At 66.7% G+C, this 22,066-nt stretch carries 22 protein-coding genes; 21 read left to right on the top strand and 1 reads right to left on the bottom strand.

Going from position 1 to position 22,066, the window contains the following annotated elements; genetic code table 11:
- The first annotated feature begins 62 nt into the window (after positions 1 to 62).
- From glnT to WJU27_RS13995, 12 genes are all read left to right on the top strand, one after another.
- The gene (glnT, locus tag WJU27_RS14050; protein ID WP_341422506.1) at positions 63 to 1,391 is read left to right on the top strand and encodes a type III glutamate--ammonia ligase; all 1,329 of its coding nucleotides are present in this window, start codon (positions 63 to 65) and stop codon (positions 1,389 to 1,391) included.
- 19 nt (positions 1,392 to 1,410) lie between these two features.
- A complete protein-coding gene (locus WJU27_RS14045) occupies positions 1,411 to 2,319 on the top strand; it encodes a class II glutamine amidotransferase (RefSeq protein ID WP_020163141.1) in 909 nt (302 codons plus the stop codon).
- Entirely contained in the window at positions 2,307 to 2,996 is a 690-nt protein-coding gene (locus WJU27_RS14040; RefSeq protein WP_019915621.1) for a protein glxC, read from the top strand. Before WJU27_RS14045 ends, WJU27_RS14040 begins: the two co-directional genes overlap by 13 nt.
- A 106-nt stretch (positions 2,997 to 3,102) precedes the next feature.
- On the top strand, positions 3,103 to 4,467 hold the full coding sequence (locus tag WJU27_RS14035; protein WP_019915620.1) for an FMN-binding glutamate synthase family protein: 1,365 nt from the start codon (positions 3,103 to 3,105) through the stop codon (positions 4,465 to 4,467).
- Between the two features lie 28 nt (positions 4,468 to 4,495).
- Positions 4,496 to 4,825: a DMT family transporter gene (locus WJU27_RS14030; protein ID WP_020163142.1), complete on the top strand. Its 330-nt coding sequence runs from the start codon at positions 4,496 to 4,498 to the stop codon at positions 4,823 to 4,825.
- 121 nt (positions 4,826 to 4,946) lie between these two features.
- On the top strand, positions 4,947 to 5,300 hold the full coding sequence (locus tag WJU27_RS14025) for a hypothetical protein (protein WP_020163143.1): 354 nt from the start codon (positions 4,947 to 4,949) through the stop codon (positions 5,298 to 5,300).
- Positions 5,301 to 5,311: 11 nt separating this feature from the next.
- The gene (locus tag WJU27_RS14020; RefSeq protein ID WP_341422505.1) at positions 5,312 to 5,713 is read left to right on the top strand and encodes a hypothetical protein; all 402 of its coding nucleotides are present in this window, start codon (positions 5,312 to 5,314) and stop codon (positions 5,711 to 5,713) included.
- Between the two features lie 3 nt (positions 5,714 to 5,716).
- On the top strand, positions 5,717 to 5,857 hold the full coding sequence (locus tag WJU27_RS14015) for a hypothetical protein (RefSeq protein ID WP_020163145.1): 141 nt from the start codon (positions 5,717 to 5,719) through the stop codon (positions 5,855 to 5,857).
- 50 nt (positions 5,858 to 5,907) lie between these two features.
- Positions 5,908 to 7,302 (top strand): APC family permease, encoded by a 1,395-nt coding sequence (locus tag WJU27_RS14010; RefSeq protein WP_024300674.1) that lies wholly within the window; start codon positions 5,908 to 5,910, stop codon positions 7,300 to 7,302.
- On the top strand, positions 7,302 to 7,979 hold the full coding sequence (locus WJU27_RS14005) for a hypothetical protein (protein WP_341422504.1): 678 nt from the start codon (positions 7,302 to 7,304) through the stop codon (positions 7,977 to 7,979). The genes WJU27_RS14010 and WJU27_RS14005 overlap by 1 nt, the downstream gene beginning before the upstream one ends.
- Positions 7,976 to 8,275: a hypothetical protein gene (locus WJU27_RS14000; RefSeq protein WP_020163147.1), complete on the top strand. Its 300-nt coding sequence runs from the start codon at positions 7,976 to 7,978 to the stop codon at positions 8,273 to 8,275. Before WJU27_RS14005 ends, WJU27_RS14000 begins: the two co-directional genes overlap by 4 nt.
- A gap of 165 nt (positions 8,276 to 8,440) precedes the next feature.
- Positions 8,441 to 9,226 carry a TorF family putative porin gene (locus WJU27_RS13995; RefSeq protein WP_341422503.1) on the top strand — a complete coding sequence of 262 codons (786 nt, stop codon included), beginning with the start codon at positions 8,441 to 8,443 and terminating at the stop codon, positions 9,224 to 9,226.
- 83 nt (positions 9,227 to 9,309) lie between these two features.
- On the opposite strand, the gene WJU27_RS13990 is transcribed toward WJU27_RS13995, so the two are convergent.
- Positions 9,310 to 10,374, bottom strand: a complete 1,065-nt coding sequence (locus WJU27_RS13990) for a helix-turn-helix domain-containing protein (RefSeq protein ID WP_232419751.1) — start codon at positions 10,372 to 10,374, stop codon at positions 9,310 to 9,312.
- A gap of 386 nt (positions 10,375 to 10,760) precedes the next feature.
- Here WJU27_RS13990 and peaA point away from each other — a divergent pair, with 386 nt between their 5' ends.
- The 9 genes from peaA to WJU27_RS13945 are packed head-to-tail and all read left to right on the top strand — an operon-like array spanning position 10,761 to position 21,992.
- A complete protein-coding gene (peaA, locus tag WJU27_RS13985) occupies positions 10,761 to 12,374 on the top strand; it encodes a quinohemoprotein amine dehydrogenase subunit alpha (protein ID WP_341422502.1) in 1,614 nt (537 codons plus the stop codon).
- A 27-nt stretch (positions 12,375 to 12,401) separates the two neighbouring features.
- Positions 12,402 to 13,844: a quinohemoprotein amine dehydrogenase maturation protein gene (peaB, locus tag WJU27_RS13980; protein ID WP_296808205.1), complete on the top strand. Its 1,443-nt coding sequence runs from the start codon at positions 12,402 to 12,404 to the stop codon at positions 13,842 to 13,844.
- Complete coding sequence (gene qhpC, locus WJU27_RS13975; RefSeq protein ID WP_019915608.1) at positions 13,841 to 14,161, top strand: quinohemoprotein amine dehydrogenase subunit gamma; 321 nt, start codon at positions 13,841 to 13,843, stop codon at positions 14,159 to 14,161. The genes peaB and qhpC overlap by 4 nt, the downstream gene beginning before the upstream one ends.
- Positions 14,162 to 14,192: 31 nt before the next feature.
- The gene (peaD, locus tag WJU27_RS13970) at positions 14,193 to 15,302 is read left to right on the top strand and encodes a quinohemoprotein amine dehydrogenase subunit beta (protein ID WP_341422501.1); all 1,110 of its coding nucleotides are present in this window, start codon (positions 14,193 to 14,195) and stop codon (positions 15,300 to 15,302) included.
- A 5-nt stretch (positions 15,303 to 15,307) separates the two neighbouring features.
- Positions 15,308 to 17,038: an ABC transporter ATP-binding protein gene (locus tag WJU27_RS13965; RefSeq protein ID WP_341422500.1), complete on the top strand. Its 1,731-nt coding sequence runs from the start codon at positions 15,308 to 15,310 to the stop codon at positions 17,036 to 17,038.
- A complete protein-coding gene (gene qhpE, locus WJU27_RS13960; protein ID WP_341422499.1) occupies positions 17,035 to 17,685 on the top strand; it encodes a subtilisin-like serine protease QhpE in 651 nt (216 codons plus the stop codon). Before WJU27_RS13965 ends, qhpE begins: the two co-directional genes overlap by 4 nt.
- A complete protein-coding gene (gene ccsA / locus WJU27_RS13955; RefSeq protein ID WP_341422498.1) occupies positions 17,678 to 19,837 on the top strand; it encodes a cytochrome c biogenesis protein CcsA in 2,160 nt (719 codons plus the stop codon). Before qhpE ends, ccsA begins: the two co-directional genes overlap by 8 nt.
- A complete protein-coding gene (gene qhpG, locus WJU27_RS13950; protein WP_341422497.1) occupies positions 19,834 to 21,171 on the top strand; it encodes a flavin-dependent monooxygenase QhpG in 1,338 nt (445 codons plus the stop codon). The genes ccsA and qhpG overlap by 4 nt, the downstream gene beginning before the upstream one ends.
- Positions 21,172 to 21,224: 53 nt before the next feature.
- Entirely contained in the window at positions 21,225 to 21,992 is a 768-nt protein-coding gene (locus WJU27_RS13945) for a TorF family putative porin (RefSeq protein WP_341422574.1), read from the top strand.
- The last annotated feature ends 74 nt before the right edge of the window (positions 21,993 to 22,066 follow it).

Here is a 22,066-nt window from a genome sequence, read left to right as displayed (position 1 = left end):
GCGCGTCATCGAAGCTGACGCAAATCAGTGGGATCAGAGCCGTTTGGACAGGGAGGAATGTGATGTCACCCAGCGAAGCACAGCAGTTCCTGAAGGAAAACGAGGTCAAGTACATCCTCGCGCAGTTCGTGGATATCCACGGTTCGGCCAAGACGAAGTCGGTTCCGGCCGAGCACTACAAAACCGTGGTCACGGATGGCGCCGGCTTCGCCGGTTTCGCGATCTGGGGCATGGGCATGACGCCCAATGTCGACGCCGACTACATGGCCGTCGGCGACGCGTCGACGCTGTCGCTGGTGCCCTGGCAACCGGGCTATGCCCGCATCGCCTGTGACGGTCACACCCATGGCAAGCCGCACGAGTACGACACCCGCGTCGTGCTGAAGAAGCAGCTGGAACAGATCACCGCACGCGGCTGGACCTTCTTCACCGGCATGGAGCCGGAGTTCTCGCTGCTGCGCAAGGTCGAAGGCAAGATCCTGCCGGCCGACCCGGGCGACACGCTGTCCAAGCCCTGTTACGACTACAAGGGCCTGTCGCGCGCCCGCGTCTTCCTCGAGCGCCTGTCCGAATCGCTGCGCGCGGTCGGCATCGACGTCTATCAGATCGACCACGAAGACGCGAACGGCCAGTTCGAGATCAACTACACCTTCACCGACGCGCTGACCTCCTGCGACCACTACACCTTCTTCAAGATGGGTGCCGCCGAGATCGCCGCCGAACTGGGCCTGATCTGCTCCTTCATGCCCAAGCCGTTCTCGAACCGCCCGGGCAACGGCCTGCACATGCACATGAGCATCGGTGACGGAAAGCGCAACCTGTTCGAGGACAAGTCGGACAAGAACGGCCTCGCCCTTTCCAAGCTCGCCTACCACTGGGCCGCCGGCCTGCTCAAGCACGCGCCGGCACTGGCTGCGCTGTGCTGCCCGACGGTCAACTCGTACAAGCGCCTGGTGGTCGGCCGCTCGCTGACCGGCGCCACCTGGGCACCGGCCTACATCTGCTACGGCGGCAACAACCGCAGCGGCATGATCCGCAGCCCGGGCGGTCGCCTGGAACTGCGCCTGCCGGACGCTTCCTGCAACGCTTACCTCGCGACGGCCGCGGTCATCGCCGCCGGCATGGACGGGGTGAACAACGAGCTCGATCCGGGCGCGCCGCAGAACGACAACCTGTACGACTACAGCCAGGCCCAGCTCGACGCGGCCGGCATCCGCGTACTGCCGCAGAACCTGCACGAGGCGCTGGTGGCGCTCGAAAAGGACGAAGTGATCCGTGGTGCTCTGGGTCCGGTCGTCGACGAGTTCCTGCGCCTCAAGCATATGGAGTGGGTCGAGTACATGCGTCACGTTTCCGATTGGGAAGTGAACAGCTACCTCGAATTCTTCTGATCATCCCCGGAGAACTGTTATGTGTGGAATCGTGGGTTTGCTGGTCAAGACACCGGCATTGAAGGAACGCCTGGGCGAGCTGATGGTGCCCATGCTGATCGGCATGACCGAACGCGGCCCGGACTCGGCGGGTCTGGCCGTTTTCGGCGATACGCTGGCTGAAAATTCGCGCAAGCTGAGCCTGTACTCGGGCCTCACCGACGACGGTGCGGACTTCAACTGGCACGGCCTGACGCACGCGCTGAAGGAACACCTCGATGTCGACGCGCACATCGACGTCAAGCACAACCACGCCGTGCTGTCGTTCGCGGTGTCGCCGGAGCTGGTCAAGCGCTGGCTGCGCGAGAACCATCCGAAGCTGCACATCCTGAGCACCGGTCGCACCATCGACCTGTACAAGGACATCGGCACGCCGGCGCAGGTTGCGGACCGCTACGACTTCAAGTCGATGAAGGGTTCGCACCTGGTGGGTCACACCCGCATGGCGACCGAATCGGCCGTGACGCCGGATCGCGCACACCCCTTCACCGCCGGCGAAGACTTCTGCCTGGTGCACAACGGTTCGCTGTCGAACCCGAACTCGATCCGCCGCAAGCTGACGCCGGCCGGCATCCACTTCGAAACCGACAACGACACCGAAGCCGCCTGCCGCTTCCTCGAATGGCGTCTGCGTGAAGGCGACGACCTGGAAGTCGCGCTGCAGAAGGGCTTCGACGAACTGGACGGCTTCTTCACCTTCCTGATGGGTACGCCGGACAAGCTCGCGCTGATCCGCGACCCCTTCGCCTGCAAGCCCGCTGTTGTGGCCGAAACCGACGACTACGTCGCGATCGCGTCGGAGTTCCGTTCGCTGGCCCACCTGCCTGGCGTCAAGCACGCCAACGTGTTCGAACCCGCGCCCGAGGAGATGTACGTATGGAACGCATGACCTTTGATCTCGCCAGCTCGTCGCTGACCGAGATGAACACCTTCCTGCACAAGGGTCTTGAGGAGGGTGACAAGCGCCACATTTCGGTGCTGAACCCGGACGGCGCGCACAACATCGCAGTCGGCCTGAACCAGCCGGTCACGGTCGAGGTGCATGGCCATGCGGGTTACTACGCCGCCGGCATGAACAAGCACGCCCGCGTCGTCATCCACGGCAGCGCCGGCACCGGCGTGGCCGAGAACATGATGAGCGGCACCGTGCATGTGAAGGGTTTCGCCTCGAACGGCGCTGGCGCCACCGCCCACGGCGGTCTGCTGGTGATCGACGGTGACGCCGGCCTGCGCTGCGGCATCTCGCTGAAGGGCGGCGACATCGTCGTCGGCGGCAGCGTCGGCAGCTTCTCGGGCTTCATGGCCCAGGCCGGCCACATGGTCATCTGTGGCGACGCCGGCGACGCGCTCGGCGACTCGCTGTACGAAGCGGTCATCTACCTGCGCGGCAACGTCAAGTCGCTCGGTGCCGATGCACGTTTCGAGGACATGACCGACGCCGACTACGCGACGCTGGCCGAACTGCTGTCCAAGGCCGGTCTCGAGCACGACCCGAAGAGCTTCAAGCGCATCGCTTCCGCGCGTTCCCTGTACCACTGGAACGCCGACGCGAACCAGGAGTATTGACCCACACGGAGCGGCGATGCCGCTCCGGGCCCCGAGGGGCGGCGAGGAAGCCAGGGACGACCCGGTGCTTCCTCCGGTGCAGACACGGATACATCAAGGACTCAACATGGACATCAAACCCGTATCGTTCAAGCGCGTCTCCCGCGAGGAGTCCGCCAGCTTCGACCGCAGCGTCATCGACTACATCCAGAACGCCGCGGCGCACGGCCTGTACGAAATCCGCGGCATGGGCGCCAAGCGCAAGCTGCCGCATTTCGACGACCTGGTCTTCCTCGCCGGTTCGCTGTCGCGTTACCCGCTCGAAGGCTATCGCGAGAAGTGCGTCACCAAGACCATTCTCGGCACCCGCTTCGCCAAGAAGCCGCTCGAGCTGGACATCCCGATCACCGTCGCCGGCATGAGCTTCGGCGCGCTGTCGGCCAACGTGAAGGAATCGCTGGGCCGTGCCGCCACCGAGATGGGCACCACCACGACCACCGGTGACGGCGGCATGACGCCGGAAGAGCGCAACTCGTCGAAGACGCTGGTGTATCAGTGCCTGCCGTCGCGTTACGGCTTCAACCCGGACGACGTGCGTCGCGCCGACGCCATCGAAGTGGTGATCGGCCAGGGCGCCAAGCCGGGCGGCGGCGGCATGCTGCTGGGCCAGAAGGTGAACCCGCGCGTGGCCAAGATGCGCACGCTGCCGCAAGGCGTCGACCAGCGCTCGGCCTGCCGTCACCCGGACTGGACCGGTCCGGACGATCTGGCAATCAAGATCCAGGAACTGCGCGAACTGACCGACTGGGAAAAGCCGATCTACGTGAAGGTCGGTGCCACCCGCACCTTCAACGACGTCAAGCTGGCTGTCCATGCCGGCGCCGACGTGGTGGTGGTCGATGGCATGCAGGGCGGCACCGCGGCGACGCAGACCTGCTACATCGAACACATCGGCATCCCGACGCTGGCTGCAGTCCGCCAGGCGGTCGATGCGCTGGAAGACCTGAACATGAAGGGCGAAGTGCAGCTCATCGTGTCCGGCGGCATCCGCAGCGGCGCAGACGTCGCCAAGGCGCTGGCCATGGGCGCCGATGCGGTCGCGATCGGCCAGGGCATCCTGTACGCGCTTGGCTGTAACTCGGAAACCTATATCCAGAACGGTCAGCACATGTCGGCGCTGGAAGGTTACGACGCGCTCGGCACCACGCCCGGCTTCTGCCACCACTGCCATACCGGCAAGTGCCCGGTCGGCGTGACCACGCAGGATTCGGTGCTCGAACAGCGCCTGCAGCCGGATGTCGGTGCCCGTCGCGTCAAGAACTACCTGAAGACGCTGAACATGGAACTGACCACGATCGCTCGTGCCTGCGGCAAGCAGAACGTGCATCACCTGGAGCGCGAAGATCTGGTCGCCCTGACGCTGGAAGCCGCCGCCATGGCGCGCATCCCGCTGGCAGGCACCAGCTGGATCCCGGGCCACAACGGCTACTGATCCACGCCGCCATGAGGAGTCTGCGGACGTGACCGGCTGGCTCTTCCTGCTGGGCGCCATCGTTGCCGAAGTCATAGCAACGAGTGCGCTCAAGCAGGTCGAGGGCCTGTCACGTCCGCTGCCTCTGGCGTTCACGGTCGTCGGTTACGTCATCGCGTTTTCGCTGATGTCGCTGTCGCTGAAGACCATACCGATCGGCATCGCCTACGCGGTGTGGTCGGGCGTCGGCATCGTCGCGATATCAATAATCGGCCTCATCGCATTCGGCCAGCGACTCGATACGGCAGCGCTCGCGGGCATCGCCCTTATCGTGAGCGGGGTCGCCGTGATCCAGCTCTTTTCGAAGTCACAGGCCTGAACAACGCAACACCTACAGACACTTTCCCGAGGAGATCCCACCACCGCACATCCGACGTTCCACATCTGCTGCTGACGATTTCATCCCATCAAAAAATGCACCCATAAAGGAGGAGAGCAAGATGGATCAAAGCAAAAGCAAACACCCCGTAAGTCCCGCGCTCGAACGCCGCATCAACAGCATGTTCGGTCGGGACAAGGCCATGTCTCTGGGCGCCCTGCTCGGACTGTGGCTTGCGCTGGGCTATGTGTACCTCGCCGTACCACACGGCTTCCTCGGCTCGCCCGTCGGCATCGTGCTGACCGTGGCAGGCTCGCTCGTACTGCTGTTCAACACGGCATCGGTGATCGCCATGCTTCGTCATTACGCCGAAGACCGCGAGCACATCTACGGCATCGACATCCACCACCTCGACGAACACCGCGCCCGTGCCCGCAAGGCCGCACTGCGCCCGGCTCACGTCGACATCGGCTGAGGAGTGCACACATGTCCCGCAACGCCTACAAACCCCCTGTGCAGAAGGGCTTCGGTCAGTTCGTCGACGCCATGGTCGTGCTCGCCCTGGTCTATCTGAGCCTGCTCGCGCCGCTGCTGCTCGGCGGCACTGCAGCCGAATCGGAAGCGCCTGTCGACAAGCCGGTCGCGACCTGGGAGGCGATGAAGCAGAACGAAACGATGGCCGCGCAGTGGCAGAAGCTCGGCTTCGATGCCGAAACGGCCGAGCCCATCGTCAGCAAGAAGTTCAGCTACGAGATCGAACCCTGGTCGCTGGGCATCACCGTCGCCGTGATCGCCATCTACTTCTTCTTCGTGCTCAAGGTGTCCGACCGCGAGTACCGCGAAGTCATCAACGAGCGCTTCGGCCCGCGCGCCGGCAAGGAGGACTGAGTCATGGATTTCTGGACGGCACTGGAATACGCGGCCTGGGGCATTTCGATCGTGCTGATCGGCTGGATGCTGGTCGATGCGCGCTTCGTCAGCACCACCTATGGCGAAGACTTCCTGCTCAGCTCGCGCGAAGGCGACGAGTGATCAGTGGTTCGAACCACGCACAACGGCGTGCGTGAAGACGGGAGAACAAGATGGGAACTGCAACTGCAGCGGCAGGGAAGCAGGAGAAGATTTCACTGCTGAAAGTGTTGGGCCCGGTGCACGTATGGGCACTGGGCGTCGGGATCGTGCTGGTCGGCGAGTACATGGGCTGGAACTTCTCGGTGGCAAAGGGCGGCGCCTACGGCGCGCTGATCGCCTGCTGGGTGATCGGTCTGCTCTATACCTGTGTGGCGATGATCGATTCCGAGGTGACCTCAACGGTCGCCGCGGCCGGCGGTCAGTACACGCAGGCCAAGCACATCATCGGGCCCTTGATGGCCTTCAACGTCGGCCTCTATCTGGTGATGGCTTACACCATGCTGGAGGCGGCCGACGCGCTGGTGGTCGGTGACCTGCTGCATGCGGTGGCTGCGCAGTACGGCGCCGAGCTCGATCCCAAGCCCTTCGTGGTGCTGACGATCGCCTTCCTCGCCTGGCTGAACTACCGCGGCGTGTTCATGACGCTGACGGTGAACTTCGTCATCACCGCCTTCGCCGTGCTTGCCATCCTGGTGCTGTTCTTCAGCACCACCGGCATCGCCGGCGGCGAAAGCGTGCTGCGCCACAGCGAACTGCTGACCGATCTGCCCTACGGCTGGATCGGCGTGCTCGCCTCGCTGCAGTTCGGCATGTGGTACTACCTCGGCATCGAAGGCACCTGCCAGGCGGCGGAAGAAGTGCGCTCGGCCGGCCGCTCGATTCCGCTCGGCACGATGGGCGGCATGATGACGCTGCTGATCGCGGCTTCGCTGACCTGGTACATCTGCACCGGTCTCATCCCGTGGGAATACCTGGGCCAGGCGACCACGCCGCTTTACGACGCCGCGCGACTGACCGGCAATGTCGAGCTGGAGGTGATCCTGTTCATCGGCACCATGTTCGCGGCCATCGCGTCGGCCAACGGCTGCATCAACGACGCCTCGCGCGCCTGGTTCTCGATGTCGCGCGACCGCTACATGCCGCACTGGTTCGGCGCCGTGCATCCGCGCTACCGCACGCCCTACCGCGCCATCCTGTTCCTGATCCCGATCGCCGTGTCCTTCGCCTTTACCGGGCTGCTCGATCAGGTGATCACCTTCTCCATCCTGTCGGGCCTGCTGGGTTACACCTTCATGTCCTTCAACATCGTGCGCTTCCGCCGGCTGTGGCCGCTGGGGTCGATCGAGCGTGGTTACGTGCATCCCTACCACCCGCTGCCCTGCATCGTGCTCGGCCTGCTGTGCGGCGCGACCTACTTCGCGACCTATCTGGGCTACGGCACCTCGCTGCTGTCCATCATGGCTTTCTACATCCTGGTGTCGATCTGGTTCGTCGTGCGTCGCTATCCCTACGTGAAGCGCGGCGAACAATTCACGATGCCGTGGCCGCGTCCCAAGGGCTACTGATGACGGTCGCGACGATGGCGGCGCTGCTGCTCGGCGGCGGACTGTTCGCGTGGTGGCAGCGGCGCACGCAGCGGCAGTTCCGCGACGAGCGTGCGGCGGTGTTCGACCACTGTGCCGGCATGTTCGACGCCGTCGGCGTGGCCGATTCGGGGGCGGAGTACCCGCGCCTGAGCGGCCGCTACGGCGGTGCGCAGTTCGAGCTGCAGGCCATGCTCGATCACGTCGGCTACCGCAAGGTGCCCTCGCTGTGGCTGTCGGTGACGCTGCGCACGCCGCTGCCGGTGGGCGGCCGTTTCGACCTGCTGATGCGGCCGCAGAACATCGAGTTCTGGTCGGCCTCGGACAGCATGGACGAGCGCATCGATCTGCCCGCCGACTGGCCGGTTCACCAGATCGCCAAGGTCAGCCCGGCCGGCTGGCGGCCGCCGCTGGGTGCACTGCGCGAAGCGGCTGGCAGCCTGATCGACGAGCCCTCGTTCAAGGAACTGCTGGTGAGCCCGCGCGGCGTGCGCATCGTGTTCCGCGTCGGTGGCGTACAGCGCGCGCACTACCTGGTGCTGCGCTCGCTGCTGCCGGACGAGACGCGCGTCGAGCCGGAGCTGTTGCAGCCGCTGCTCGACGCCGCACTGCGCATCGCTTCGTCGCTGAAGCTTACGAAACTGGAGAAGGCAGCATGACTTCCGCAAGCGTATCGACACCATCCCGTCCGCCGCATCCGTTCTTCGTGCTCGCCGCCGCGCTGCTGCTGCCTGGCATGGGGCAGGTGCTGAACGGCATGCTGGTGCGGGCGTGGATCATGCTGTTCTTCGCGCTCAGCCTCGGCGTCGTCAGCTGGCACATGACGACGCCCGAGCATTCATTCGTCGGGCGCCATGCCGGCGGCTTTTTTGTCTATGCCGTCATGGTCATGGACGCCTACGTCTGGGCGCGTTACAGGCACACACTGGCCCGAGTCCGCGCGGGCCAGCGCTGAAGGGGCGGCGCACACCGTCCTCACCTTGGCCGGTACATGCGGGGCGGCTCCTCCTGCGCCGCATGTACCGGGTCTTTTTCAAGGCATCCGCATTCGAACGAACTTCCTCCGGAGCGCGGCACGCGTTCGCGCCTGCGGGGCACATTCAGAAAGGTATCCGACATCATGAAAACGAACTGCATTCGCCTCCCGCTGGCCGCGCTCGCGCTGTTCGCCGCTTCCGTCACCGTCCAGGCGCAGGAAACGGCCGCCGCGCCGGCCTATACGATCAGCGCCAACGTGGGCCTGTTCTCGCAGTACATCTTCCGCGGCATCAGCTACACGCAGGAGAAGCCGGCGGTGCAGGGCGGTTTCGACGTGGCCCACGAGAGTGGCGCCTACCTGGGCATCTGGGGCACCAATGTGAGCGACCTGGCGCTGTCGAACGCGACCGGCGAGATCGACGTGTACGGTGGTTACGCGAAGACGGTGGGCGACTTCACCTTCGACGTGGGCTTCCTGCAGTTCATCTTTCCGGGCGGCAAGTACGACCTGGTCGGCGGCGGCACCGAAAGCCTGAACACGCTGGAACTGAACGCGGCGGTGACGTGGAAGTTCATCCAGCTGAAGTACTCGTACGCGGTGACCGACTACTTCGGTTTCAGCAAGAAGTCCTTCGGAGCGGATTCGGACGGATCGGACTACATCGAGCTGAACGCGAACTACGAGTTCATGCCGTCGTGGATCGCCAATGTTCACGTCGGTCACCAGAAGGTGAAGAACTACGACGACTACGACTTCACGGACTGGAAGGTGGGCGTGACGAAGAACTTCGAAGGCGGCTGGCAGGCAGCGGTGGCGTATGTCGACACCAATGCGGACAAGAACTTCTACACCATCTGCGACAACGGCATCCGCTGCAAGGACACCGGCGACAGCAAGTGGCTGCTCTACGTGAAGCGCACGTTCTGAAGTATCGACAATGTCCTCGCGGATTCCGCCTCCGGCGGAATCCTTGACGGCCGCACGCTCTCCTCGCGTCGCGGCCGTTTTTTTCAGTCAGACAGCCCGGGGAAGGGCCAGTCCCCGGTACCCGAGGACCACGGCTGGGCGCGCACCTGCGGCGGGCGCTTCAGCGTGGACGACGGCGACTCGCCGAACAGCGCCTTGTAGTAGGACGAGAACATGCCCATGTGCCAGAAGCCCCACTTGCAGGCGGCACTGCTGACCGACATGTCCGGGCCGCCATGCAGCAGGTCCTTGCGTACGCCGTGCAGGCGCACGTAGCGCAGGAAGGTGACCGGGCTGATGCCGAGCACGTTCATGAAGGCATGGTGCAGGCCGCGACGGCTCATCTTCAGATGGACGCTGAGGTCGCTGACCGACGGTGGCGCGTCGCGGTTGGCAAGGATGTACTGGCGTGCGCGTTCGACGATGGCGCGGTGGATGGCGTGCCCGCCGCGGCTGCGCTCGGGCCGCTCGGAAATCGACAGCAGCGCGGTGAGCGATGCATTGATGATGGATTCCGACACCGCCTGACAGGAGGCCGCGTGCTGCAGCACCTCGGGCGTCGACTGCACGCAGCACATCACTTCGTGCAGCACCTGCCGGTATCGCATCGCCGCACCTGACTGCAGCGTCTGCATCTGCGTGCGCGCGACCACGCTCGCGACTTCGCGTCCGAGCACCGATTCGGCGTAGCCGTCCAGCGTGTCGGCGTCGATCACCGCGACGAAGATGTCGGACATCCGCGGTGTGCGGAAGTGAAGTTCCTCGCCCGGCAGCAGCGTGAGCAGGCTGTCGCGGCGCACCTCCTGCGCTTGCCAGTAGCCGTCCGGATGCACGTTGATCGGCACACCGAAGGTGTAGGAGGAGGGCCGCGGATGGCCCTTCTCGTCGATCACCTGGTCCATCGACTCGCGGAACAGCTGCACCGGACCGGACGACATTTCGACGATGCGACCGCGGAATTCGCCGCTGGTCAGCTGCAGGTATTCCTGCGACCACTGCGGCAGGCTGTCCGCGTGCTGACAGGGGTCCTCGGTGACGAAACAGCACACCTGGGGACCGACCGGCTGTTCGTGCGACAGCATCTCGCGGGTGGATTCAACGGTATTCACGCTCACTCCCTTCGCCGCTCGTGATCGGCGCAACCCATGCTGTCTGGCAGTACGGATGACGCTTCGGAAAATGGCGGCGTTCTCTGTGTCTGCGGATCGGCGTGCGTTCCGGCGCGCAGACCGGACCCGCCCGGCTCGCCCGGACTCCTCTGAAACTCATGGTAGGCCTGCCCACATCCCCCGGCAATACACCGCCGGGCGGCGTCCGGACGAACGGGCCGATTCTTGATAGTGCGAACGGAAGCTCTGGCCGGTTCGCGATAACGCCCGCGCGGACCCCACTCCTATAGTCGATCAACGGCCGGCGAGCTCCGCCTGCGCCGTGATCCACAGACGCCGCATCGCCACCGGGCGGCATTCATGGCCAACAACTCAAGAGGTACTCGATGCACAGAACAGTACTCAACAGGAGGTCGCAGCGAGCGCTCGTGCTTGCCACCGGCCTGCTCACCCAGCTTTGCGTCGCGGGCGCCTACGCGGCAGCCCCGGCCGGCGAAGCGCTGGTCAACACTAAGTGCGCGTCCTGTCACTCCGCCAAGGGCGACGGCAAGTGGGACCGCATCAGTGAAAGCCGCCGCACACCGGAAGGCTGGGACATGACGGTCGCCCGCATGAGCTTCGCGCACGGCGTAAAGCTGAGCCACGACGAGCGCGGCGCCATCGTCAAGTACCTGTCGGACGCCTACGGCCTGTCGCCGGACGAGTCGGCGGCGCACCGCTACATCGTCGACCGCACGCCCAGCGTGGTCGAGCACCCGGAGAACAAGCTGATCGGCGACACCTGCGCGCGCTGCCATTCCTACGGCCGCATCGCCGTGCAGCGCCGCACCGAGGCGGACTGGCGCAAGCTGGTGCATTTCCACGTCGGCCAGTTTCCGGCGATCGAGATCCAGGCCGGCGGTCGCGATCGCAACTGGTTCGACATTGCCACCGGCGAGGCCGCGGTCGAACTGGGCAAGGTGTATGGCTTCGAGTCCGACAGCTGGAACAAGTGGAAGGCGCAGAAGCCGGCCGACGCGAGCGGCAGCTGGCGCCTGGTCGGCCACAAGCCGGGCACCGGCGCCTACGAAGGCACGGCCACGGTCAAGCGCACCGGCAACGACGCCTATTCGGTCAGCATGACCGTGCGCTACGAGAACGGCACGAGCGAACAGCTGACCGGATCCGCCCTCGTCTACACCGGTCACGAATGGCGCGCGACGCTGAAGAGTGGCGAGCGCGAGATCAACCAGGTCATGACGCTGGCCGATGGCGGTCGCGCGTTGTCCGGGCGCTGGTTCGAGTCCGGTTACGACGCGATCGGCGGCACGCTGCGTGCCGTGCGTGCGGACGGTGCCCAGCCGACCGTGCTGTCAGTACAGCCGGCCGCGCTGAAGGCGGGCACCCGCGGCCGCCTCGTCATCAATGGCGTCGGTCTCGATGGCGACGTGAGCCTGGGCAATGGCGTGAAGGTGCTGTCGGTGGCCGAGCGCAGCGCCGAGCGCGTGGTGGTCGAGGTCGAATCGGCCAAGGACGCCGTGACCGGCCCGCGCGAGGTGAAGGTGGGCAATGCGCGCAGCGGCGACGCGCTCAAGGTCTATCAGCGCATCGACTACGTGAAGATCACGCCCGACCACCCGATGGCCCGTGTCGGCGGCAACGGCGGCTCGATGAACAAGGTGCCGGCCCAGCTTGAAGCGCTGGCCTACGCCGTAGGCGCCGACGGCAAGCAGGGCACGGCCGACGATGTGCTGCTGGGCGCCATGCCTGCGGCCTGGTCCTTCGACAACCTGAACAAGGTGGCGGCGGAAATGAAGGACGCCAAGTTCGCCGGGCGCATCGACCAGACCGGCCTGTTCATGACCAACGACGCCGGCCCCAACCCGCAGCGCAAGTACCGCACCAACAACGCGGGCGAGCTGAAGGTGACCGCCGCGGTCAAGGACGGCACGCGCACGGTCAAGGCCACGGCGCCGCTGATCGTCACCGTGCAGCGTTTCAACGATCCCCCGATCCGCTGAGCGCGGGCCGTCACCGGAACAGCCACCATGTCCGAAGCCAACCTGCTTTACGTCGATACGCACGCCTTCCACGACGTGGATGTGAAGGGCCGGCGCGTGCTGCTGCACGTGCCGAGCACCGGCATCTTCGATCTCGACGGCGTGACCACCGAGGTGCTCGATTTCGTGCGGCCGAAGGCGACCGTGAGCTTCGAGGAGCTGCTGCAGCGCTTCTCGGGCAGCGGCTCGCCAGCGCTGATCGCCGACGCGATCGAGGATCTGAAGTCGCTGGGCGTGCTGCGCGGCGACCCCGCCGTGGCCGACCGCGGCGCCGGGATCAGCGTGACCGAGTTCCCGCTCAGCACCATCGTGCTGAACGTGAACACCGGCTGCAACCTGAGCTGCACCTACTGCTACAAGGAGGACCTGACGACGCCGTCCAAGGGCGAGAAGCTCGACTTCGACAAGGCGAAGAAGAGCATCGAGCTGCTGCTGAAGGAAGGTGCGAAGCGCGACCGCGTCAACGTGGTGTTCTTCGGTGGCGAGCCGCTGTCGAACATGCGGCTGATCAAGGCGGTCACCGCCTACGCGGAAGAGCGTTGCCGCGAGGAGGGCAAGCAGGTCGACTTCTCGCTCACCACCAACGCCACGCTGCTCACCGAAGAGATCGCCGACTGGTTCAACGAGCATTCCTTCGGCATCTCGATCAGCATGGACGGCCCGCAGGCGGTTCATGACCTGCGTCGCAAGACGATAGGCGGCAAGGGCACGTACGAGGTGGTGGCGAAGAAGGCGCGCATGCTGCTGTCGCGCTACACCGCGCGGGCGGTCGGTGCGCGGGTCACGCTGACCGCAGGCTATTCCGACGTGGCGGCCATCCACCATCACCTGAAGGACGAACTCGGCTTCGCCGAAGTGGGTTTCGCGCCGGTCACCAGCAATCCGATCACCACCTTCAACCTGGTCGGTGACGAGCTGCGCGCGGTGTTCGACGCGATGAAGACGCTGGGCCGCGAGTATGTCGAGGCGGCCGTCGAGGGCCGCAACATCGGCTTCTCGAACATGCACCAGATGCTGTCCGATCTGTACGAGGGCCGTCGTAAGGCGCTGCCCTGCGGTGCCGGCATCGGGCTGCTGGCGGTCGATCACAAGGGCGAACTGAATCTCTGCCACCGCTTCACCGGCTCCGAGCTGCCGACCTTCGGCAACGTCGACACCGGCATCGCGAAGGCGGAGCTGGGTGCCTTTCTCGAAGGCGCGCTCGACCGTTCGGAGCGCGGCTGCTCGACCTGCCGCATCCGCAATCTGTGTTCCGGTGGCTGCTACCACGAGTCCTACGCCAACTTCAGCGACCCGCATTCGCCGGTCTATCACTACTGCGAACTGCTCAGGGAGTGGGTCGATTTCGGCATCGAGGCCTACCTCGAAATCCTCGAAAAGAACCCCGCCTTCCTCCACAAGCACGTCGCGAACAGGAGCTCTGAACTATGAACCGCTTGAAACCGCTGAACCGCAAGGCCCACCAGATCGAAGCCGCCCCGAACGACGAGGCGGTCGAGAAGGTGGTCGCGATGACCGCCGCCGTCGCCGGCTGCGCCACCACCTTCGACCCGGGCTGGGAACTGGATCCCTTCCTCGGCGTGGCCGGCCTGTGCCAGCCGATGGAAGCCGATCTGTACGGCTGTTCCGATCCGTGCTGGTGGCCCGCCCAGGTGCCGGACACGCTGCACAACTACCCGGACTGGAACACCGGCAAGGACGACGCTGCGCGCGACTGGAAGGCGCTGCAGAGCGTGTTCCCGAAGTAAGCCCGCGAACGTACAAGAGGAACTGCTGACCATGAAGATCAAGACCACGGCGGCCGCACTGGCCGCCAGCTCCGGCGTCGCGCTGTTCGGCGCCCTCCCGACGGCCGCCCTCGCGGCCAAGGACTATCTGGTGACGGCTGCACGCCCCAACCTCGTGTTCGTGATGGACGCGAAGGAACGCAAGGTGGTGAAGACGCACACCATTCCCAACACCTCGATGGGCAACAGCCCGATCACGCTGGTGCATTCGCGCGACGGCAAGACCGCCTACGTCATCCACAACCGCTGGGAAACCGTGTCCGGCATCGACCTGGACAGCGGCAAGGAGGTGTTCCGCGCCGAACTGTCCGGCGGCGACATCCGCGGCAAGTCGCCTTTCCCGATGGACCTGAGCCCGGACGGCAAGGAGCTGGCCGTCTATGTGAACCCGACCCAGCTGCTGCCGGGCGAGTACAAGGCGCTCGATCCCTACATCGCGATCTACCGCACCGACGCCGGCACCGACGCCGAGCCGGTACGCAAGCTCAAGGTGCCGCGCCGCGTGTCCACGCTGGCCTGGTCGCCCAAGGGCGACACCTTGTACGCCTTCAGCTGGGACATGCTCAAGCTCGACCCGCAGACCGGTGCAGTCAAGGGCAAGCACCCGTGGCGCAGCTGGAAGAACGGCGAGCAGGGCGAGCCGGACACGCTGGCGATCTGGCCGCAGTGGGAACAGACCAATGTGTTCGCCACGCCGTACTACGTGGCCTACGGAAACAAGCCGGAGGGTGATCCGTCCGCGCTCCGCGCCGGCATCTGGACGCTCGATCTGGAAAAGGACACGGTGCATTTCAAGGAATTCGAGAACGCCGGCGTCGTGCTGTTTTCCAGCGTGGTGAACCCGGTGCGCCGCGACGAAACCTATACGGTCTATACCCAGCTCACCAAGGTGAACACGAAGACCGGCAAGATGGACCGCGTCGATCTCGATCACACTTATTACAACGTGAATGTGTCGAGCGACGGCAAGGAGCTGTACATCGGCGGCACCCAGGGCGATATCGCGGTGTATGACAGCGCCACGCTGAAGCGCATTGGCAACATCCGCACGCCGGGCGGTGGCGACCAGGTGCTCACTTCGTTGCGCATCTTCCAGCGCTGAGCGGCATGAGGGCAGAAGCACTGCATGCGCCCGCAGCGGGCGCCGCGCCGGTCGCGGCGGCGTCTGCGGGGCAGGGCGACCGTCGTCTCGGCGCGCTCTACCGCTGGGCCGGTGACTTCATCCGGCCAGAGTGGCCGGCGCTGGTGGCCGTGCTTCTGCTCTCGATGCTCGCCGTGCTGGCCGGACTGGCTCAGCCGCTGCTGACCCGGGCGCTGATCGACGACGGCATCCTCGCGCACGATCGCGCGGCGGTGCTGGCCAGTGGCGGCTGGATGGTGGGGCTGGCGCTGTGCGCGCTGGCGGTCGGCTTCGCCTGCCGCCGCATCCACGTGGCGGCGTCCGCCCGCATCCTCCATCGCATGCGCGAATCGCTGTTCGCGCATGTGCTGAGGCTGTCGCCGGCCTTTTTCGCGCGCATGCGGCAGGGCGACCTGCTGACGCGGCTTGAGGGCGACCTCGGCGAGGTGCAGCGTTTCGCCGTCGACGCCGTGCTGTCGGCCATCAACTCGGTACTCACGCTGATCGGCACCGTCGTCCTGCTCTGGCTGCTCAGCCCGAAGCTCGCGCTTTTCCTCGCGCTGCTGATGGGGCTCAACAGCATCGTGCTGTCCTGGGTGCGACCGCGCATCGAAAAGCTGTCGCAGCAGTCGCGCGACGCCGGTGTCGAGGTGTCGAGCTTCCTGGTCGAGAAGGTCGGTGCGGTGCGCTGCATACAGACGCACGCCGCCGAGCGGCGCGAGCTGGAACGGCTCGCCGTCTTGCACGGCGCGGTGCGCGAGCGCCTGCTGTCGCTGCAGCTGTTCGGCTATCTCGGCGGCGCTTTTCCCAATCTGCTGCTGTCGCTGGCGGTGATCGGCATCTTCGTCGGCGGCAGCCTGTCGATGCTGGCCGGCGAGGCGCTGACGCTGGGCACGCTCGTCGCCTTCGCCACCTGCGTGCAGCGCGCCAGCGCGCCGCTGCATGCGCTGATGGGGCTCTACCTGCAGTGGCAGCGGGTGAAGGTGGGCCTGAACCGCGTCGATGAACTGCGCGCGCTCGATGTGCCGGACGATGCGGCGCCGTTGCCGGCAGACGTTCTGCCGACCGGCGACCTGGTGGTGCGCGACCTCGCCTTCAGCTATCCGGGCGCGGCGCGCCCAGCGTTCAGCGGACTGAACCTGACCCTTCCTGCCGGCGCCCGCGTGTGGCTACGTGGCGATTCAGGCAGCGGCAAATCCACTTTCATCGATCTGCTGCATCGCCACTTCGAACCGTCGGCCGGCTGGATGGCCATCGGCGGCGTGAACCTGCAGGCCATCGACCGCGCCACGCTGCGTCGGCACGTCGTCGTGGTGTCGCAGGAGGCGGTGCTGTTCACCGGCTCGCTGCGCGACAACATCCGCTACGGCCGGCCGGACGCGCGTCGCGACGAGGTCGAGCGGACGGCGCAGGCGGCCGGCGTGAGCGACTTCCTGTCGCGTCTGCCCGACGGGCTGGACGCCATGGTCGGCCCGCGCGGCGCCTCGCTGTCCGGCGGCGAGCGGCAGCGGGTCGCCCTGGCGCGCGCGCTGCTGATGTCGCCGGCCCTGCTGGTGATTGACGAGGGCACGTCCTCGCTCGACGGCGCACTCGAACTGCGCACGCTCGCGGCGATCGACGCGCTGCTGCCGCAGGCGACGCGCATCGTGGTCAGTCACCGCGATCTGTCGCAGCTCGCCTTCGACTGCGTCATCGATTTTCCGCAGGCCGCCGCATGACCGCAGTCGTTCGCGTGGGTCTGCTCGACAGTGCGCTGGACAGCGGCTTGAGCGACGCGGTGTATGCCACGTCCGGAGCCGCGCCGCTGGACGCCGATGCGCGCGGCCACGGCAGCCAGATCGCGCGCTGCGTGCTCGCGCACGCGCCGCAGGCCCGGCTGGCGGTGGCGCAGGTGTTCGACCGCAGCCGTGAAACCACGGTCCATGCGGTGCTCGACGGCTTCTACTGGCTGATCGGACAGGGCGTTCAGTTGATCAACATGAGCTTCGGCATGCCGACCGCCAGCCCTCGGCTGGCGCAGGCCTGCCGCGACGCCGCCGACGCCGGCATCGTGCTGGTCGCCTCGGCGCCTGCACGCGGCGCGCCCGTGTATCCGGCCGCCTTCGCGCACTGCATCGCCGTCACCGGCGACGCGCGTTGCGCGCCGGGCGAGCTGTCGTGGCTGGCGAGCGCGGCAGCCGACTTCGGCACGCACGCGCTGATCGAACCCGGTCATCCGGAACGCGGCGGCGGCGCCAGCATCGCCACCGCGCGGATGAGCGGGCTGATCGCCGCGCTGCTCGCGCAGGGCGTCGAGCCGAGCGATCTGCGCGAGCGGCTGCAAGGCGCGGCAATCCATGTCGGACCGGAGCGCCGTCATGCGTGATCGTCTGCTGTGGAGCGCAGTGCTGCTGGCGGCGTTTGTCTGTACGGCGCTGCCGGCGGTTGGCAATGCGCTGCTTGCAGCCGCGGGTGCCGCCGCACTGTGGAGCGGCGTGGCGCCCGCCCGGCGCGCCGCGCTGCTGCGTGTCGCGGCCGGTCTGCTGTGGGGCGCGCTGATTGCGCTCGCCGTGCTGCTGGTCGGCGACCGCTTCGACCTGCGCTACGTGTGGATCTACAGCGGCGCAGAACTGCCGCTGCATCTGAAGCTGGCCAATCTGTGGGGTGGCGACGAAGGTACGACGCTGCTGCTGGCCGCCTTCCTGAGCACATTGGCCGCGCGTGGGGCAGCGCAGCGCCGCCAGCGCATCGACGTCGCGGCGCTGCTGGCGGCCTGGTATGCGCTGACCGCCGCCTGGCTTGGTCCGTTCGCGGCGACCCCGGTCGACTGGCTGCAGAAGTCAGCGTCACAGGGCATGAACGCGCACCTGATGAAGATATGGATGCTGGTGCACGCGCCGCTCATCCTCGCCGCCTACGCGTGGACGCTGTCGCTCGCCGCGCCCGCGCTGGCTGCGCTCGGCGGGCAGGAGACGCGCTGGCCGGGCAGTGCGCTGACGCACGCGCGACGAGCCTGGGCGCTGCTCACCGCCGGCATCGGCTTCGGCATGGTGTGGGCCTTCGAAGACGCGATGTACGGCCAGGTGTGGCACTGGGACCCGGTGCAGACTGCGGTGTTCGCCGTGTGGTGCCTGCTCGCCGCCCATCTGCACGGTGCAGGCGGCTGGCGGCCCGGGCGCACGATGTGGCGTTGGGTGCCTTTCGCCGCACTGGCGGCGGCGGTGCTGACCGCGGTCGCGATGGGCGTCACGCGCAACGAGGTGCTCGCCAGTTCGCACCGCTACGTCGGCGCGTCGACCTGGGCGGCCCACATGACGCTGGCTGTCCTGCTGTCGCTGGCCGGACTGGCCGCCTGGCTGCACGGACTGCGCGCGGTGCGGCCCCTGCCGAGTGCGAAACGCCTGAACCTCGCCGCCTGGGGCTTGCGCGCGACGCAGCTCATTTTCGTGTTCATCGGCCTGGCCGCAGTGGCGCATCTCGCCTGGGCCTTCTACGCCAGCGCACAGGCCCTGCCGCGGCCGGACGACCTGAAGCCCTTCTTCGAAACGCTGCGCAACTGGGCACGCGGCTCCGAACTGCCGGCGCTGCGCGCGGCCTTCGCGCAGTGGGACATCGATGGCTACGGGCTGGCGCGCCTTCTGCTGCTGCCCATGGTTGCGGCAGGGTTGATCGGCGGCTGGTTCTTCGCGCGCCGGCTGTCGGCGCGACTGGGCTGGATCACGCTGACCGTCGCGGCGCTGGCGTGCGTCGCGGTGTTCGTGCAGGGCGGCCTGCTGGCCGGTCATTACGCCGGCAGTGGCGTGCTGTCACAGCAGATCGTCACCGTGTTGCCGCGCATCGATGCAGCCCTGATCGGCGGCGCCTATCTGGCGCTCGGTTGTGCGGCCTGGAGCCTGCACGGCGCCTGGCACAACCGGCGCACCGCCGGCTATCTGCTGCCGCTCGGCCTGCTGCACCTTGGGGCGGTGGTCGCGCTGTGGGGCGGGCTGCTGGCGACGGCGCTGAATGGCTATTCGCAGCACCTGGTCGATATCGACGGTGACTGGCAGCGCGGGTACCAGGGCTATGCCGTACGCGTTACCGGGCTCGACGTGGACCGCGCGTCCGACGGCGGTCGCACGCACGGCGACGGCAGCTTCCGCGCGCTGGCGCAGATCGAGATTGCGACGCCGGAGCACGGCGTGCTGCAGGGGCAGACGCTGTACCGCGACGCGCGCAGCGCGATCGCCGGCTACGCGGGGCCGGTGCGCCAGATCTGCGAAATCCTCGACTACCGCTATGCGCGCTACGCCGACCACCCCGGCTATGTGCTGCATCCCTTCATCGACCGCGGCTGGGCGCGCGACCTGCAGCTGTGGGTCGCCACCTCGTCCGCGGTGGCGGCGCTCGAGGGCGGGCCGCAGGCCGCACAGGCCGTGGTCATGCTGCGCGTGCTGCCTTTCGCCTCGCTGCTGTGGATCGGTCTGACGCTGACTTCGCTGGGCGCGCTGTGGCTCGCACTGCGCCCGCAACCCGTGCACAGGGAGGTGCAACGATGAATCCGCTGGTCATCCTGGGCGCCGGACCGGCCGCCAGCCTGCTGGCGATCGCGCTGGCGCGGCACGACATATCGGCGCAGGTGATCGGGCGTCCGCGCACGGCAGCTGCGGTCGAGGGTCTGTCGCAGCGTGTGGTCGAGGCGCTGAAGCAGCTCGGCTGTCACGAGGCGCTGGCCTTGCTCGGCCCGCGCTGGCATCGCGTGTCGAGCTGGAACGCGCAGGAGGTCGAGATGAACGGCGAGTTCGTCGTCGACCGCGTTGCCTTCGACGAAGCACTGCTGCGTGACGTGCGCGCGGCGGGCGTCGACCTCCGTGACGGGCTGGTGCGCGAACTGGAACGGCGTGAGGACGGCGGCTGGTGCGTGCGCTGGGAGGACGCCGACGGCTGCCTGCAGCGCACCGACGCCGCACTGCTCGCCGAGTGCCGCGGTCACACCGCGCCGAAGATGGCACCCGATCGCCATGCCGGCCCGACGCTGGTGTCGCTGGGCCGCACCTTCGACGGTGCGCGGCCGCAGCCGCGCACTACCTTCATCGAATCCTTTCCCTCCGGCTGGGCCTGGGGCGGCGTCGATCCGCAGGGCCGTGCGCACATCCAGGTGGTCGTGCAGCCGGCCAGCGTGGCGGCCGTCGGCGGCGACCTCGATCTGGCGCACGCGGCAGCGCTGGCGCAACTCACGCGCCTGCCACGACGTTTCGGCATGCAGTTGAAACCGGCCGGTGCGACGCGGGCGCGTGGCATACAGGCGGCGCTGCGTGGCGGCGCCGTCGGCGACGGCTATCTGCGCGTCGGCGATGCCGCCTATACCTGCGATCCGCTGTCCGGTCACGGCATGTTCGAAGCGGCGTCCGGCGCCATTGCCGCGGTGCCCGTCGTCAACACGCTGCTGCGGCGGCCGGCGCAGAAGGCGCTGGCGCAGCGCTACCTGCGCGAACGCATCGAAACGGTGTTCGCATCGCGCGTCGAGGCGGCGCGGCAGCACTACGCGGCCGAGATGCACTGGGCCGATGAGCCCTTCTGGCGGCAGGTGACCTCGCCACCCGTTGCGTCGTCATTGGCGCTCGCCCCGGTCGCCGCGGCGGCGTTCGCGACGCGACCGGTGGTCGAGGACGGCTTCATCGTCGAGCGCCGCGTCGTCGTCAGTGCCGAGCATCCGCGCGGTGTGCGCTTCATCGACGGCATAGACCTCGGCCGGCTCGACGAACTGCTGCAGGGTGGGCCACAAACGGCACCGAGCGACATCGGCCAGCACCTGCACGCATCGGCCGACGCGGTGGCGCGTGCGCTGCGCTGGCTGCAGGCGCAGTCCCTGATTACCCGCGCCGGGCACTGATCCGGCGTTTCACCCACCGCAAGAGGAGACGTTTCAACATGAGAAGAACACGGATGAAGGGGCTGCTGCCCGCGATACTGACCTGTTTGCTGCCGCTGTCGTCACTTGCCGAGGAAGCCGCCGCACCGGCCTACACGATCAGCGCGAACGTGGGCCTGTTCTCGCAGTACATCTTCCGCGGCATCAGCTACACGCAGGAGAATCCGGCGGTGCAGGGCGGTTTCGACGTTGCCCACGAGAGTGGCGCCTACCTGGGCATCTGGGGCACCAATGTGAGCGACCTGGCGCTGTCGAACGCGACCGGCGAGATCGACGTGTACGGTGGTTACGCGAAGACGGTGGGCGACTTCACCTTCGACGTGGGCTTCCTGCAGTTCATCTTTCCGGGCGGCAAGTACGACCTGGTCGGCGGCGGCACCGAAAGCCTGAACACGCTGGAACTGAACGCAGCGGTGACGTGGAAGTTCATCCAGCTGAAGTACTCGTACGCGGTGACCGACTACTTCGGTTTCAGCAAGAAGGCCTTCGGAGCGGATTCGGACGGATCGGACTACATCGAGCTGAACGCGAACTACGAGTTCATGCCGTCGTGGATCGCCAACGTTCACGTCGGTCACCAGAAGGTGAAGAACTACGACGACTACGACTTCACCGACTGGAAGGTGGGCGTGACGAAGAACTTCGAAGGGGGCTGGCAGGCGGCGGTGGCGTATGTCGACACCAATGCGGACAAGAACTTCTACACGATCTGCGACAACGGCATCCGCTGCAAGGACACCGGCGACAGCAAGTGGCTGCTCTACGTGAAGCGTACCTTCTGACCGACCTCGTTGGTGCCTTGCAGGCACCGTTGTACAGCGCGCGGCATTCAGCTTCCCGGACGGCTGCGCGCTGT

Source organism: Methyloversatilis sp. NSM2 (genome assembly GCF_038066675.1).
GTDB classification, from domain to species: domain Bacteria; phylum Pseudomonadota; class Gammaproteobacteria; order Burkholderiales; family Rhodocyclaceae; genus Methyloversatilis; species Methyloversatilis discipulorum_A.
This window is presented reverse-complemented; position numbering and strand designations above follow the sequence as displayed.

Bases quoted from the DNA above. Each gene is read 5' to 3' on its own strand.
- WJU27_RS14015 (WP_020163145.1), top strand. From the start codon at position 5,717: ATGGATTTCTGGACGGCACTGGAATACGCGGCCTGGGGCATTTCGATC.
- qhpC (WP_019915608.1), top strand. From the start codon at position 13,841: ATGAACCGCTTGAAACCGCTGAACCGCAAGGCCCACCAGATCGAAGCC.
- WJU27_RS13965 (WP_341422500.1), top strand. From the start codon at position 15,308: ATGAGGGCAGAAGCACTGCATGCGCCCGCAGCGGGCGCCGCGCCGGTC.
- peaB (WP_296808205.1), top strand. From the start codon at position 12,402: ATGTCCGAAGCCAACCTGCTTTACGTCGATACGCACGCCTTCCACGAC.
- WJU27_RS14010 (WP_024300674.1), top strand. From the start codon at position 5,908: ATGGGAACTGCAACTGCAGCGGCAGGGAAGCAGGAGAAGATTTCACTG.
- WJU27_RS14045 (WP_020163141.1), top strand. From the start codon at position 1,411: ATGTGTGGAATCGTGGGTTTGCTGGTCAAGACACCGGCATTGAAGGAA.
- peaA (WP_341422502.1), top strand. From the start codon at position 10,761: ATGCACAGAACAGTACTCAACAGGAGGTCGCAGCGAGCGCTCGTGCTT.
- peaD (WP_341422501.1), top strand. From the start codon at position 14,193: ATGAAGATCAAGACCACGGCGGCCGCACTGGCCGCCAGCTCCGGCGTC.
- WJU27_RS14035 (WP_019915620.1), top strand. From the start codon at position 3,103: ATGGACATCAAACCCGTATCGTTCAAGCGCGTCTCCCGCGAGGAGTCC.
- WJU27_RS14025 (WP_020163143.1), top strand. From the start codon at position 4,947: ATGGATCAAAGCAAAAGCAAACACCCCGTAAGTCCCGCGCTCGAACGC.
- WJU27_RS14000 (WP_020163147.1), top strand. From the start codon at position 7,976: ATGACTTCCGCAAGCGTATCGACACCATCCCGTCCGCCGCATCCGTTC.
- WJU27_RS13945 (WP_341422574.1), top strand. From the start codon at position 21,225: ATGAAGGGGCTGCTGCCCGCGATACTGACCTGTTTGCTGCCGCTGTCG.
- WJU27_RS14040 (WP_019915621.1), top strand. From the start codon at position 2,307: ATGGAACGCATGACCTTTGATCTCGCCAGCTCGTCGCTGACCGAGATG.
- WJU27_RS14020 (WP_341422505.1), top strand. From the start codon at position 5,312: ATGTCCCGCAACGCCTACAAACCCCCTGTGCAGAAGGGCTTCGGTCAG.
- ccsA (WP_341422498.1), top strand. From the start codon at position 17,678: ATGCGTGATCGTCTGCTGTGGAGCGCAGTGCTGCTGGCGGCGTTTGTC.
- qhpG (WP_341422497.1), top strand. From the start codon at position 19,834: ATGAATCCGCTGGTCATCCTGGGCGCCGGACCGGCCGCCAGCCTGCTG.
- WJU27_RS14005 (WP_341422504.1), top strand. From the start codon at position 7,302: ATGACGGTCGCGACGATGGCGGCGCTGCTGCTCGGCGGCGGACTGTTC.
- glnT (WP_341422506.1), top strand. From the start codon at position 63: ATGTCACCCAGCGAAGCACAGCAGTTCCTGAAGGAAAACGAGGTCAAG.
- qhpE (WP_341422499.1), top strand. From the start codon at position 17,035: ATGACCGCAGTCGTTCGCGTGGGTCTGCTCGACAGTGCGCTGGACAGC.
- WJU27_RS13995 (WP_341422503.1), top strand. From the start codon at position 8,441: ATGAAAACGAACTGCATTCGCCTCCCGCTGGCCGCGCTCGCGCTGTTC.